This window comes from Hyphococcus sp. D3-15 (assembly GCF_055809375.1).
Window position 1 is genome coordinate 2,674,435 of sequence record NZ_CM147910.1, and the last position, 13,128, is coordinate 2,687,562.

Below are 13,128 nucleotides of genomic sequence, written 5' to 3' on the forward strand. Positions count from 1 at the left end.
TATGGCTACGGATTTTCAGCCCAAGGAGCCGCTCGCCGAACATATCTCGCCGGAGGGCATCGAGGAAAAGATCATCGAGGATGAGCGCTTCCTTCTGACACAAACCGCCGGTGGAAAGTTTCGGATTTATGTGTCGAGAAACGGAAAAATGGAGCCGTGCGGCATTTTCGATTGCAAAACCAAGGCGCGTGAAATTTTTGGTCAGGCGATGCTCGTCTCTGGCGGCTTTATCATCGACGCGAAAGGAACGATGGAGCGACTGCTCGCGGGCCTGACCAAACCGAAAAGCGGTCAATGAGCGCAACTACCGGCATAGAGTGGTGCGACGCCACGGTGAACTTCTGGGAAGGCTGCACGAAGGTCGGGCCCGGCTGCGATTTCTGTTACGCCGCCGAGCGCGATCGGCGCTTTCACAAGGGCGATCACTGGGGCCCGGGCGCGCCGCGGCGCTGGGTCAAGGGCGGCGCGCCGCTGATGGCGCGGCTGCAGCGCGGCGCCGCGGACTTCGCGCACACATACGGCCGGCGCCGGCGCGTCTTTGTCAACTCGCTGTCTGACTTTTTCGACAATGAAGTCGAGGAGCATGTCCGGCTCGCCGCGGCGACGGCGATCGACGCGGCGCCGGATCTCGACATCATCCTCGTTACGAAACGCATCGGCAATCTGGCCGGCTTCGCCCCGTCGCACTGGCTGAAGGAATGGCCGCTCCATGTCGGGTTACTGATCACTGTCTGCAACCAGGCCGAGGCCGATCGGGATGTCATCAAATTGCTGGTCGCTAAAAGGCGGTTCAACATCCCCTGGGTCGGGCTCTCCTGCGAACCGCTGCTCGGGCCGGTGGATCTCACGCGCATTGTCGCCACAAACGTCAGGGATGGCGGCTTTATTCCGATCAACGCGCTGAGCCCGGTTTCTTCTTTTGGAGAGGAACGCTTTCCGGGCCTCAACTGGATCATCGCCGGCGGCGAGAGCGACGACGCCGCGAAGAAATCGCGCCCGTCGCATCCGGACTGGTTCCGCGCCCTGCGCGATCAGTGCGCGGCGGCTGGCGTCTCGTTCTTCTTTAAACAGTGGGGAGAATGGCATCCGTCCGCGGATCATGATCCGAAGACATGCCCCTATGCGCCGACGGAGCCGACCGCGCTTCATGTCTCCGGCCAACGCGAATGGATGCCGGGCGAAGCGTTCGCGCTGATCTCGCAAAAGGCGCCGGGCTGGGCCGCCATGTGCAAGGTCGGCAAGGCCAACTCAGGCGCCCTGCTGGACGGCCGCGCGCACCGCGCCTTCCCCGACTTCCGGAGGGCGGCGTGACGGCGGAAGAATACTGGCAAGACATCGTGAGAAAGTTGCGGCGGCGGCATGTCGAAGAAATTGCGTCGCGGGCGAAAGCTGGCTTTCGCCGACGCGCGATCCTGTTGCAGGGCGATGACGTCCGGGGGGCGATCGCCATGCTTCATGCGCCGTCTGTCCGCGTCAGCCTTTTTGTTTTGCGCACAAGGGAGGCCGCATGAACTTCCAAGGTGCAAAGAAACGCATGGTCGGGTCCGCGTCGAAAGCGAGGAAGGCGCGCCAGGCGAAGCGCGCCCGCTACCGCCCCGTCGATATGGACGAGACCTTCGATCTAGAGAAGGAGACGCCGAGCTTCGTGACGGTTCCCAGGGGCATCGACGGCGCGCGGGTTAATCGCAAGACCTTGAACATTGAGGTTTTGCGCGGGGATGACGTTGTTGAGATCATCGACACTGACGGGCCCGACATGGAAGTCCGCCTGAGCCAAATCCGATCAACCATGAACGGTCACGCCGCCGCCCGCTGGCGCAAGATCATGGAAAAAGTGAAGAACGAATACGGATCGATTCTCGACTTCGACAACTGGATCAAGAATGTGAAGGAGGAGATCAAGGCGCTGAAAGACTTCGACAAGTCGGAGCAGGTGCTGCAGCGTCCGGAGTCCTGCAAGACCCATGACATCATCGCCGCCCTCGCCCGCAACCGGGTTGCGGCGCGTCCTGAACTTCTTTCATGGATCCGCGCCAGTTTCGACGTTGCGCCGCCGGCGCCGTTCATGGTCGAACATGACTGGGCCGGGGCGTTCAAAAACGCTGAAGATCTCGGCGAAGGCGAGTTCCGGCTCCCCTATGACGGCTCAATGTTTGAGTTCCTCATCAACGGCCACAGCATCTGCGTCTATTTCCGGGAGGACTGTCCGGCCGTCATGTTCTTCGAATTGCGCGGCGGCTGGATCGCCGGCGCCTATGACGAGGAGCAGGATGGTTTCGCGAAGTCGCACTTTCAGAACACCCTTGATGCGCAGGTCCGCGCGATCTGCATCGCCCTCGACGCCGAGGTCGCCGAGAAGGAAGTCGTCCGCGCCAACGAAAAACTGAACCGAGCCCGCGCGAAACGCGGAAAGCCGCCGCTGCTCGATTATCACGTTATCCGGCTGTCGCGGCGCGAGCGCGCCGCGGCCCTGCCCCGCGGCGACGACGGCGAGCGCAAGCACCGCACGCCCCGGCTGCATTTCGTACGCGGCCACTGGCGCCATTACGACGATCACAAGACCTGGATCAAATGGCATCTCCGCGGCGATCCGGATCTCGGATTCATCGACAAACATTACAGGCTGTGAGGCACCCATGACCGACTGGCTAAACGCATATGAATATCGCGGCCCGGTGATCAATATCCGCCGCGAAAAGCTATGGACCTGGGCGGACCCGCTGCGGCTGCGGAAAAGCTTCCGCTACGAGTTTGAAATCGACGTCTTCAACATTGTCGAAAACGAGACCCGCATCGAGCTCGAAGTCGCCGGCGAGGTGATGAGGACATGGTTTTATGAGCGCGCCGAGAGCCAGCGCGCACTGCTGCGCAAGGCGGCCGAACTGTATCCGAAATACAAGGACGCCGGAACGCTCAGCGTGATCACCACATTGACGCTGAGAGCTTACGTCTGGCCGCAGGTCGACGCCGAACCATTTTATGGGGGATCGGTGAAAGCGATCCCGGTTCCGAGCAATTGGCGCACGCAATCGGAAGACGCCGACCGGCTGCATCTCGCGCCGGAAGAGATCCTGATCTGGCGCGACGGCGAGGAGACGCCGATGTGCGCCGATCTCAGAAAGCGGCTCGAGGACTATCAAAGCCAGGACGCCGCCGGCGACCGCCGCAAGGAGTGGATGCGGTGAGCGGAAAGATCGATAAAAAGGCGCTGCAGCCCGGCGCGTATGTCACCCGTCATGGAAGACGGGCGAAGGTGCTGGGACTCGTCGACAGCATCTATGGGCAGCAACTGATCGGCGTCTGGTTCGACGAGGACGACTACCCGCGGCCGTACAACTGGAATCCAGACGGCACGGCTGATGTCGATGACGGCGACGACTCCCAATCGCATCTTGACCTGCTCCCGGCGGAAGCGTCGCCCGAGCGCGCGGCGCCAGCGCGCGAGGCAAGCGCTACCGCGCGCCCGGAGGGGCCGGCGGCTGCGCCGCCGAACAGCCCCGGAGGCCTTGACCCAAAATGACCTATGACCTCTCCCATTCCACCATCCGCGAGCATGCGGCCCGGCGTATGAAGGCGGCGCTCGCCGCCGTTGACGCCGACCCATCGCTGTTCGAGGGCGGCGTCATTGCGGACTGGATCGCGGAGGGGTCGAAGACCCAGAACCGGCGGCGCTGGCTGGAAGTCGTGATTTCAACAAGGGCGGCGCGCGTCTTTTCCGGACCTGCGCTTGCTGATTGCGGCGTCCACAGCACGAGCCGCTGTCGATGGGATCGTAATGTGTACGCCCATGAAATTAATAACCGCGCCTTCTCTGCCGCCTTGTCGCGCGCTGTCGATGCGGTGCGCGCAAAGATCACGCCAACGGCGCCCACCCCCGCAATATTGAAAGGATGTCACCAATGACCCGCAAGGAAGAGTTCACCATACCGCTGCAGGATCTCTGCGCCGATCCGCTGAACCCGCGCCGTCATCGACGCAAGGAAGCCGTCGCCGAGATGGCGGCGTCGATCGGCGAACGAGGCGAGCGCATGCGCATGCCTTTGCTGGTGCGTCAAGGCGACAACGGGCGCTGGCTGGTCTCCGACGGCGAAACCCGCCGCCAGGCGCTGATGCTGCGTCTTGATGAGGGGCATATCGGGCCGAACCATGCCGTCCCCGTCCTCCAGCTCAGCGAGGTCGAAGTCGCGGAGATCCGAGAGGCGGTTCTCGCCGTCGCCGTCAACCGGGACGATCTCCACCCCGTCGAGGAGTTTGAGGCGTTCGCCGCCTGTATCGACGCCGGCATGTCGGAAGCCGAAATCGCCGCGCGATATATCCTGAAGCCGAAAGAAGTAAGGCAGCGCCTTGCTCTTGCAAAATTGTCGCCGCTGATCCGGGAGGCCTGGCTGAAAGGCGACATCAACGCCGACGTCGCCCAGGTGTTTACATTGGCGCCGGATCACAAGCAGCAGGACGCCGTCTTCAAGAAATTGAAGCGCGGGGGCGGACTGCGCTTTGTGCATAGTGTCCGCCGCGAGATCGTCGGCGAGGCCCACGAGATCCGCCGCCTGCTTACCTATGTCGGCCGCGAAGCCTATGAAGCCGCCGGCGGCAAGGTGATCGAGGATCTGTTCGCGCAATCCGATCGCGACGCCGCCACCGCCATTTCCGACTTCCCGCTGCTGAAAAAGCTCGCCGATGAAACGCTCGAAACCGCCATGGAGAAGTTGCGCAAACAGGGCTGGGGCTGGGTCGATCTGGAATCGAACCATGCGAATGTCTGGAGTTACAAGAAGGCCGCCGCGACGAAAACGAAAGAGCAGAAGGCCAGGGCCGGCTGTCTTGTCAGCCTCGACCACAACGGCCGGCTGTCGGTGCGGCGCGGGTTGCTCAAACCCGGCCAGAAAGGCGCGGCGAAAAACAAGAAAGTCGCGCGCAAGGCGTCCGATCCGTTGCTGCCGAAACCGATCCCGTTCAATCTTGAGAAAGCGCTCACCGAACAACGCACCCTCGCCCTGCAGGCCGTCGTCGCTGCAGCTCCCGAAATCGCCCTGCCGCTGGCCATCGCCTCCGTCGCCGCGATGGCGTCGCCGGCTAAGATCAGCCTGAACGGGTACTATGCCGCAGGCGCGGACGATGACCGCATGGACGCAGCGCTGGAGGATATGGACCTTGATTTCGCAGACGCGTTCGCGGCCGCCCGCGCGCTGCCCAAGGACGAACAGCTGAAACGCTTCGCCGTCATTCTCTCCTCGTCAATCGACGCCGTGAAGAAATATCCGGGATCGGGCGGGCTTGGCGACGAAGCGCATGCGCTCTTCGACGCACTCGAGGAAGGCGCCGTCAACGCAGCTCTAGACAAGGCGTTCGACGCCAATCTCTATTTCGCGAAAGCCGGCAAGGCGCATTCGATCCAGGCCATTGTCGATTGCGACGCCAAGGCCGAACCCACGGCGCTCCTCAAAAAGAAAGCCGGCGAGCTCGCCGCGATCGCCGCCGACAAGGCGCGCGATCTCGGCTGGCTGCCGCCCGAGCTCCGCCATGCCCGCTATCCCGGCCCTGAAACCAGACGCGGCGCGGCGGCGAAACCGGCCGCGACGGAGAAGAAAGCCAAGGCGAAGAAACCGGCGAAGGTGAAAAAGGCGAAGCGCCGCCCCGCGGTGAAGATCGCCCGGAAGGCGGCGTGATGGAGCCCGGGCAGATTTTTCTCGTCGTGTTCGTCTTCGTAGCGACTTTGTTGCTGATGGTGATGCCGACGATCAGGCGCTCGTCCTGGACCTCTGCAGAGGAAGACGCCGACTATGACGGCGGCTCGCTGGGGATCCGGTGCGGTCCCATTGCTATTGATTTTTGCGTCGGGTTTCGCACCGCGCGCCATCTGCCGAACGCGTTTCGGGAGCCGTCCTGCCGCGTTTGCGGCTGCACGCCCATGAACGCCTGCATCACGGACGAAACCGCGCAGACCGGCGCCGGCTGTCACTGGGTCGAGCCGGATCTATGCAGTTCTTGCGTCGTCGGCAAAGGCGCGGCCCCGCGCGGCAGGACGCCGGCGGCGCGGGCGCTTATCGCTGAGGTGGAGCGCACGGAAGCCTTTGCGAAAGCGCTCCATGCCGCGGCCATGCAGGTGCTCGAAGATTTCGGGGGCTATCCGGCTGATCGTCTCACCGCGGCGTCAGTTGTTTATTCCCTTGGGTTCAGGCTCGCGGCGCAGGGCTACGCGGAAGGCGAAAATCTGCGCGCGCTTGCCGATTTACACAGGAACCAATCCGCATGACCTTTCCTATCCCCGCAGACGCCCTGGACGACCGTCTCGCAATTGTCGGCACGTCCGGCTCCGGCAAGACCTACGCCGCCGGCGCGGCGATCGAGCGTGTCCTGGACAACAGCGCCCGCGTCGTCATCCTCGATCCGCTCGGCGTCTGGTACGGCCTGCGCGTCGCCGCCGACGGCAAGGGGGAAGGGTTTCCCGTCGTCATCTTTGGCGGGCCTCACGGCGACGTCGCGGTCAATGAAGACGCTGGTGCGGTGATCGGCGAGGCTTGTGCGACCATGGCGGAAAGCGCCATTGTCGACCTTTCCGAAATCGGCTCCGCAAAGGCGGAACGGCGCTTCGCGCTGTCTTTCCTGACAGCGCTGCACGCGAAAACACCGGGCGAGCCGCTGCATCTCGTGCTCGACGAGGCCGATCTCTGGGCGCCGCAGAACATCCTCGACAAGGAGGGCGGCGCGACGCAGCTTCTCGGGATCACCGAACGCATCGTGCGCCGCGGCCGCGTCAAGGGGTTCATACCCTGGCTGATCACGCAGCGCCCCTCCGTGCTGAACAAGAACGTCCTGTCGCAGGCTGACGGCGTCGTCGCCATGAAACTCACCGGCAAGCATGACCGCGACGCGCTCGGCGCCTGGGTCGAAGGCGCCGCAGACATGGAAGAGCTCAAATCGCTGAAGCGCGACCTGCCGACCTTCGGGGTCGGCGAGGCCATGATCTGGATCCCCGGCCGCGGCGTCATGGAGCGGGCGAAGTTCCCGGCGAAGAAAACTTTCGATTCCTCCCGGACGCCCAAACGCGGCGAGAAGAAACGCCGCGCCGACTTGAAACCCCTCGATGTCGCCGGACTGAAGACGCGCCTCGCTTCGGTTGAGGAAGAAGCGAAAGCCAACGACCCGAAGGCGCTGAAGGACGAGCTCGCGAAGCTGAAGCGCGAGATGGCGAAGGCCGCCGCTATCGCCGCGAAGCAGGGAACGGCGCCGGACCCGCAGGCGCTGGCGGACGCGGAACGGCGCGGCTACGGTCGCGGCGCTTGCGCAGAAAATCTCAAGGCGCTGGACGCGCTTCGCCGCACCGCCGCCTCCGCTAACGGGCTGGCGCGATGCCGCATCGACGAAATCGTCGAAGCAATCGAGGGACATGTCGCCGCCATTGGCGGAGAAATCGATAAACTGCAGGACCTGCCGGCGGTCGCGCCGGATGTTCCCGTCCGTGCTTCCGGGGCAGCGGTCTCGCCGGCAAAACCCGCGAAAAATATAACTCAAAATATAACCGCGCCGCTCAACGGCGATGTCACGGCCCCCCAGGCGCAGCTGCTTGGCGCGCTCGCCTGGTGGCGGGCCCGCGGACACGAAGCGCCGTCAAGAGCACAGGTGGCGGCGCTGGCCGGCTGGCGCATCACCTCCGGCCATCTGAAAAACATCGCGGGATCGCTGCGCACGGCCGGGCTGGTCGACTATCCAGAAAAGGGACGACTCGCGCTCACCGAGGCGGGACAGGCGGCTGCGCCGTCGCCGCCGGATCAGAGCGCCGCCGAAGCGGTGCGCGCAACATTGAACGGGCCGCAGACCATTGTCTTCGATCATCTCGTCGCCGCTGGCGGCCGCGCCAGCCGCGCCGATATCTGCGCTGGCGCCGGTTGGGAAACCTCCAGCGGCCATATCAAGAACGTCGCCGGTTCGCTCCGGACCCTGACCATCGTCGACTATCCGGCGCCGGGCGAGCTCGAGCTCGCGGACTGGGTGTTGCAGTAATGGCTGAACTGATCGCAACCATCCGTTCCCAGATCCAACCTGAAATCTTTACGTCGATTTTCGCCGGCGGCTTTCTTGTGTCGGTGATGGGGTTTCTGGCGTTCCAGCTTCGCGCCGCGCCTGTAGCGCTCTGGCGCCTGGCCAAGAGTCAGCTTGCCGTAACGCTCACGATCAGTTCCGACCAGGCCGTCTTTCACGCGGTAGATCTCTGGCTGTCACAGCATCCGTCGGTTGCGAAAGCGCGGCGGCTGACCGCGGTGACGCAACATCACGGCGACGCCGCAGAGCATCGTGTGACGCTTGGATATGGCAACCACCTGATACGGCATAAAGGGCGGTTCTGGTGGGTATTCCGAGACCGGGAAGTCTCTGGCGTCAGCGGCGGTGTTGGCATGAGCAGACGCGCCACCGAAACCATCGTTCTCACATCACTTGGTCGTAAGCCGGATTTTTTTACTAACTTTCTCCGCAACCTTGCTGAAGACCACACAACGGGCGAAACAGTCTCGCTGAATGTCTGGCTGCATGGCTATTTTCGGCCGCTGCAACGCCGCAGCGTTCGGCCGCTGTCGTCAGTTATTCTCGAAGATCGCATCGCCGAAGACTTGGTCGAGGATCTCGAGCGCTTCCAAGAAAGGCGGGACTGGTACGCCGAGCGCGGAATCCCCTGGCGCCGCGGCATTCTTTTGGAGGGCCCTCCAGGCACCGGAAAGACATCTCTGATTTTTGCAATCGCCGGGGCAATTCGAAAGCCGATCTTCCTGATTTCGCCGACAGCGCTCGACGGAGATCACGAGTTGCAGGACGCCATGATGGGCGCCCGTAACGGGATCGTCGTGATTGAGGATGTCGACGCCGCGTTTGCCGCCAGGGATCGCGGCGCCGAAAAACCGCAAAGCAACGCGCCGTCAGGCCGGCGCGCGAATGAAGATATAACGCCCTCCGGGCTTTTGAATGCGCTTGACGGTATTGCCGCCGCAGAGGGGCGTATTGTCTTTCTGACGTCAAACCATGCTGACCGTCTCGATCCGGCGTTGCTGCGTCCGGGACGGATCGACCGTCGCGTCAGGCTTGATCTGGCGGGGCCGGCTGTCGCGAAAGCGATGTTTGAAAAATTCTATCCGGAACGTTCGGGCGACGCAGAGACGTGGCTTACCGAAATCGGCGAGCGCCTCCCGATGTCGCAAGCCGAAATTCAGGAGAACCTGATTTCACAGGAGCGCCGCCCGTGACCAGCCCCTATGAAACCATAGGCGTCGGCAAGGACGCGACTCCCGAAGAAATCCGGACGGCGTATCGTAAAAAGGCGAAGACGACCCATCCTGATGCAAATCCGGGCGACCCGGACGCAAAAGAGAAGTTCGGCGCGCTGGCGCTCGCCTACAATATTCTCATCGACCCGGCGGCGCGGGCCCGCTTCGACAAGACCGGCGATGCCGAGGATCCGAGCAGGAAAATTGACGCCTTCGCGCGCCAGATCATCGCCGATCATTTCGAGATGTTTTTTTCGAGCCAGGCTGAACGAGGGTTTCCGGACGTAACCCAAAACATTGCCGAGCTGATCAAAAAGAACGTGCGCCAATGGATTGAGGACACCAGGACGGCAAGCGCCCGCGAGGCGAACACCCGATTCGCCGACGCCGACCAATGGGAGCGACTGAAGAGCAAGTTCAAGGGTGAGATCGTCGAGGCCATGCTTGACCAGAAGATTGCGGCCGCAAGGGCCGCCGGCGCCGCCATGAAGAAACAGGCCGCTCTTGAAATCGCCGCTGGCGAGAAAGCCGTCAAGATGTTGGAAACCTACCGGCATGAGCCAGACCCAGCCCCGCCGCCGCCGGCCGCGACCGGAATGTGGCCGGCGCCGGGAGATTTCTATTTCGAGACCGAAGACGGCGCGCCGCTGCGCCCCGGCGACCTCGAGGCAATGCTGCGAATGGCAAGGGGGATCAACCGAGGCCGATGACCGCTCCCCTCACCCATCCCATTGTCGCCGCTGGCGGTCAGGATGTCTCTGACGAAAACCTGGAACGCGGGCTGCGGATCCTCGCGGCCGCCATGAAGAAACACGGCCCCGCCGCCATGCCGCTCTTCGACCGCCTGCATGATGAATATGAACGGCGCAAGGCGCGCGCCGACCGGATGAAACAATTTCTGGAGGAGTGAGGCGCAATGCTTGACGGATTCAAACTTGAATTTAAGCCGCCTTTCGTTCGATGCCGTCAGTGCAATGGCGCGGGACGCATGCGGAAGACGCGTTTAGGTTGGCAGGAAGGCGCCGCAGCGTTTGCTGTCCATGACAAAGATTTCGCTCAAACTCAGGTGCTTGAGGAGATCATTTGCGATTGCGATCGCTGCAAGGGGGCGGGTCGCTATCGCGCCAGGATTCCGAAACGCATCAAGGTCTTTCAGTGTGACAGAGAGATCGGCACGTTTCCCTCGATCATTCCGGAGCTCGACGGCCCGCAGCTGTTCGTCGATCTCAGGCCCAATGATTACACGCCGGATGTCCGCGGGGATGAGGTCATTCTGATCGCGTGCAAATTGCTTGGACCGGGCGACATCGAAGCCGTCAAAGGATTTCAGCCAAAGAAGGAAACCGAAAAAATGACAGTCAACCCCGCTGCGCTCGCCGGCGCCGTGAGTGGCGATCTTGAAAACGTCATCGCCGCGACGACGCCCGGAGGCATTGAGGCGCAGGAAAAGCGCGGACAGACCGCGCTGGTGAACTCGACCGACATGCCGCTTGAATTGCGGCCCGGCAAGCATGCGTTCGAGGCGGTCGGGTTCAGCTTCGGCGAACAAATCGACGACATCTTCCAGAAAGCAACCCTGCCGGATGGATGGACGCGCAAGGCGACCGGCCATTCCATGCACTCCGACATTCTCGACGAAAAAGGGCGTGAACGCATCGGCGTGTTCTACAAGGCCGCGTTTTATGACCGCCGCGCCGACGCTGTCATGCTCTGCCGCTATATCGTCGATTCCTATTTCAAGAAGGATGAGTGTCCGCAATGCACCCGCGTCATTGACCGCGGCGCCGTTCCGCCGGCGGCGATCTGGACTTCCGAACCATACGAGCAACGCGATTATGCGAAGCAGGAGCATGCGGAACAGGCGGCGCGCGCCTGGCTCCTCGAGCATTTTCCAGACCACAGCGACGCGACGAAATACTGGGATGAGGAGTAAGACATGACAAAACTGGATGAGCTCATCGAGCCGGCGACCCATGAGAAGTTTCTTCCCTCGGCGAGGGACGAGTTCGGTATGACGGAAGCCGATCACGCTGAGATCGCCAAAGATCTCGCTCGCGAAGAGGCCGACCTCCGGCGCCGGCTCGCCCGCGTCGTGCTGTTCGGTGGACGGCGCAAAGAGGACGCCCGCGAGTTCGACTATGTCGCGGGGCCGCTTCACTGGTTCGCCGCGGCGATCGTCGCTCTCGCCGCCCTGAAGCTCGGGCGCGGGTATACTGAAGCCGCGGATCGCGGCGCCGTCGAGATCGCCTATGTCGACGCTGGGTCCGATTACTGGGGCGAGGCAGTCGGTAATACGCTGGTCGTCAACATCCGCCGCTGTCGCGCCTGGACGGACAGCGTATGACCGACCGCCGCGTTCCCTGCATCAATCCGCGATGCAACCGGACCTATCGGTACAGGGGGGCGCCAGAAGTCGTCTGCAACAAATGCATGAAGCTTTGCCCGCTGGAGACCAGGCGCTACCGCTCGCTCTGGCGGAAAATCCGTCACGCCGAGCGCTACCCCCACAAATGGAAGCCGGAAAAGCGGGCCCAGCTCTGGAGGCTGTTCCAGCAGAACTGGCGGAACCTGAAGCGCAAGCTGCAGGCGCCGGACGGCCCGCCGCCTGATCTCACCGCTTTCCTCAAAGAGATGGGGTTCGCCTGATGCCGTGCCATGTCGTTAATGTTGACGGCGTCACCGCCATCGTCTGCGGCCGAGGCGTCTCGCAGCGCTGTCCGTGCGGGCGCAAGGCGACGAAACTGTGCGACTGGAAAGTTGCGCGGAAAAAATCCGGAACCTGCGACAAGCCGCTCTGCGAGCGTTGCGCTTACGAACCGGCGCCGGGAAAGGATCTCTGCCCCGAACATGCGGACAAATGGAAAAAGGACCCGAGGTCGAAACATGACGAAACGACTTAACCACCGCTACGGGCACGACGACATCATCACGCTTGAAGAGTTCGCCGCCCTGAAACGTGACCAGCTGGAAGGCTTTCTCGCGGCGTATCGCGCCGAGCACGAAAAGAACCCCGTGACCCACCCTGCGCAAATGCTGCTTGCGGCATGGATTGGCGCCTGCGTGACGATGGAGCCGGCCTTGCTGACGGTCGACGATTTTAGGGTCCGGGATCCCCGGGAAGAATCATCTTGGCCATCATGATCGATCTCACAAAACTCTCAGACGCAGCCCTCGCCGCGGCCATGAAAGGCGGAACTGAACAATGGGGCGTCGAAGCCTCGGCGTTGCGTCATGTTCGCTATTGCGAGGAAAAGAAGGATCGCCGGCGGATCGGGAAATGCCGTTGCGGATGCGGGCGCCGATCGACACACAACGGCTGCGCAAATGGTATTGCGTTGATATCGGGCTGCGAATTGGCCGTCCGCAGATGGGTTCGCAATCCTCTTTCCCCTCGGCCGAAGATGCGCCTCGATCTCCCGCAAGTCAGGGGCCGCGATACCTGCACTGTCCGCATGAGCAAGGCGCGACGATCGCTGTCGCAGCTCCTCGACCGCGTGATCGCCGGCGAGGTCATCGTCATTCAGCGGAAAGAGGAAAGAGTTGCGCTGGTCCCTGCCCATTGGCTTGATGATCTCCGCGCGCTTGCAGACGATCGCGACGACGCTTAAGAATCGAGGCGGGTACAGAGGCGCGGCCGAGGCCCACCGCATCAGCAATGGCGGCGATTCCCGCGTTCGGATTGGCAGACGAAACTGGTGAGTAGGTCGAGGTCGCGGGTTCAAGTCCCGCAGGGGCGACGCGTCGGACCATCCCCTTAGCTCAGTTGGATAGAGCGCGGCCGAAAGCCAGGCCTGTCAGTAACCGAACGATCACATTCCCGGTTGATCCCGTACGGGATCATTTCACGAAAAACCGCCTGAACACCGCCGCCCTG

17 protein-coding genes and 1 tRNA gene are annotated in these 13,128 nt (G+C 62.7%); all 18 read left to right on the forward strand.

Going from position 1 to position 13,128, the window contains the following annotated elements:
- The first annotated feature begins 1 nt into the window (after nucleotide 1).
- The 18 genes from AC0L8G_RS13315 (at nucleotide 2) to AC0L8G_RS13400 (ending at nucleotide 12,991) form a co-directional block, all read left to right on the forward strand.
- Nucleotides 2-298 (forward strand): hypothetical protein, encoded by a 297-nt coding sequence (locus AC0L8G_RS13315; protein ID WP_473384669.1) that lies wholly within the window; start codon nucleotides 2-4, stop codon nucleotides 296-298.
- On the forward strand, nucleotides 295-1,311 hold the full coding sequence (locus tag AC0L8G_RS13320; RefSeq protein WP_473384670.1) for a DUF5131 family protein: 1,017 nt from the start codon (nucleotides 295-297) through the stop codon (nucleotides 1,309-1,311). Before AC0L8G_RS13315 ends, AC0L8G_RS13320 begins: the two co-directional genes overlap by 4 nt.
- Nucleotides 1,312-1,507: 196 nt before the next feature.
- Entirely contained in the window at nucleotides 1,508-2,629 is a 1,122-nt protein-coding gene (locus tag AC0L8G_RS13325; RefSeq protein WP_473384671.1) for a hypothetical protein, read from the forward strand.
- A gap of 7 nt (nucleotides 2,630-2,636) precedes the next feature.
- Nucleotides 2,637-3,185 (forward strand): hypothetical protein, encoded by a 549-nt coding sequence (locus AC0L8G_RS13330; protein ID WP_473384672.1) that lies wholly within the window; start codon nucleotides 2,637-2,639, stop codon nucleotides 3,183-3,185.
- Nucleotides 3,182-3,520 carry a hypothetical protein gene (locus tag AC0L8G_RS13335; RefSeq protein ID WP_473384673.1) on the forward strand — a complete coding sequence of 113 codons (339 nt, stop codon included), beginning with the start codon at nucleotides 3,182-3,184 and terminating at the stop codon, nucleotides 3,518-3,520. The genes AC0L8G_RS13330 and AC0L8G_RS13335 overlap by 4 nt, the downstream gene beginning before the upstream one ends.
- The gene (locus AC0L8G_RS13340) at nucleotides 3,517-3,903 is read left to right on the forward strand and encodes a hypothetical protein (RefSeq protein WP_473384674.1); all 387 of its coding nucleotides are present in this window, start codon (nucleotides 3,517-3,519) and stop codon (nucleotides 3,901-3,903) included. Before AC0L8G_RS13335 ends, AC0L8G_RS13340 begins: the two co-directional genes overlap by 4 nt.
- A complete protein-coding gene (locus AC0L8G_RS13345) occupies nucleotides 3,900-5,666 on the forward strand; it encodes a ParB/RepB/Spo0J family partition protein (protein WP_473384675.1) in 1,767 nt (588 codons plus the stop codon). The genes AC0L8G_RS13340 and AC0L8G_RS13345 overlap by 4 nt, the downstream gene beginning before the upstream one ends.
- On the forward strand, nucleotides 5,666-6,253 hold the full coding sequence (locus tag AC0L8G_RS13350; RefSeq protein WP_473384676.1) for a hypothetical protein: 588 nt from the start codon (nucleotides 5,666-5,668) through the stop codon (nucleotides 6,251-6,253). Before AC0L8G_RS13345 ends, AC0L8G_RS13350 begins: the two co-directional genes overlap by 1 nt.
- A complete protein-coding gene (locus AC0L8G_RS13355) occupies nucleotides 6,250-8,001 on the forward strand; it encodes an ATP-binding protein (RefSeq protein ID WP_473384677.1) in 1,752 nt (583 codons plus the stop codon). The genes AC0L8G_RS13350 and AC0L8G_RS13355 overlap by 4 nt, the downstream gene beginning before the upstream one ends.
- Entirely contained in the window at nucleotides 8,001-9,233 is a 1,233-nt protein-coding gene (locus AC0L8G_RS13360; RefSeq protein ID WP_473384678.1) for an AAA family ATPase, read from the forward strand. The genes AC0L8G_RS13355 and AC0L8G_RS13360 overlap by 1 nt, the downstream gene beginning before the upstream one ends.
- The gene (locus AC0L8G_RS13365; protein ID WP_473384679.1) at nucleotides 9,230-9,964 is read left to right on the forward strand and encodes a J domain-containing protein; all 735 of its coding nucleotides are present in this window, start codon (nucleotides 9,230-9,232) and stop codon (nucleotides 9,962-9,964) included. The genes AC0L8G_RS13360 and AC0L8G_RS13365 overlap by 4 nt, the downstream gene beginning before the upstream one ends.
- The gene (locus tag AC0L8G_RS13370) at nucleotides 9,961-10,164 is read left to right on the forward strand and encodes a hypothetical protein (RefSeq protein WP_473384680.1); all 204 of its coding nucleotides are present in this window, start codon (nucleotides 9,961-9,963) and stop codon (nucleotides 10,162-10,164) included. The genes AC0L8G_RS13365 and AC0L8G_RS13370 overlap by 4 nt, the downstream gene beginning before the upstream one ends.
- 78 nt (nucleotides 10,165-10,242) lie before the next feature.
- A complete protein-coding gene (locus AC0L8G_RS13375; RefSeq protein WP_473384681.1) occupies nucleotides 10,243-11,187 on the forward strand; it encodes a hypothetical protein in 945 nt (314 codons plus the stop codon).
- A gap of 3 nt (nucleotides 11,188-11,190) precedes the next feature.
- Nucleotides 11,191-11,598, forward strand: coding sequence for a hypothetical protein (locus AC0L8G_RS13380; RefSeq protein ID WP_473384682.1), 408 nt, complete (start codon nucleotides 11,191-11,193; stop codon nucleotides 11,596-11,598).
- Complete coding sequence (locus AC0L8G_RS13385; RefSeq protein ID WP_473384683.1) at nucleotides 11,595-11,900, forward strand: hypothetical protein; 306 nt, start codon at nucleotides 11,595-11,597, stop codon at nucleotides 11,898-11,900. Before AC0L8G_RS13380 ends, AC0L8G_RS13385 begins: the two co-directional genes overlap by 4 nt.
- Before the next feature lie 237 nt (nucleotides 11,901-12,137).
- Entirely contained in the window at nucleotides 12,138-12,395 is a 258-nt protein-coding gene (locus AC0L8G_RS13390; protein ID WP_473384684.1) for a hypothetical protein, read from the forward strand.
- Entirely contained in the window at nucleotides 12,383-12,862 is a 480-nt protein-coding gene (locus AC0L8G_RS13395; protein WP_473384685.1) for a type II toxin-antitoxin system Phd/YefM family antitoxin, read from the forward strand. The genes AC0L8G_RS13390 and AC0L8G_RS13395 overlap by 13 nt, the downstream gene beginning before the upstream one ends.
- Nucleotides 12,863-12,923: 61 nt before the next feature.
- A tRNA-OTHER gene (locus tag AC0L8G_RS13400) sits at nucleotides 12,924-12,991 on the forward strand.
- Nucleotides 12,992-13,128 lie beyond the last annotated feature (137 nt).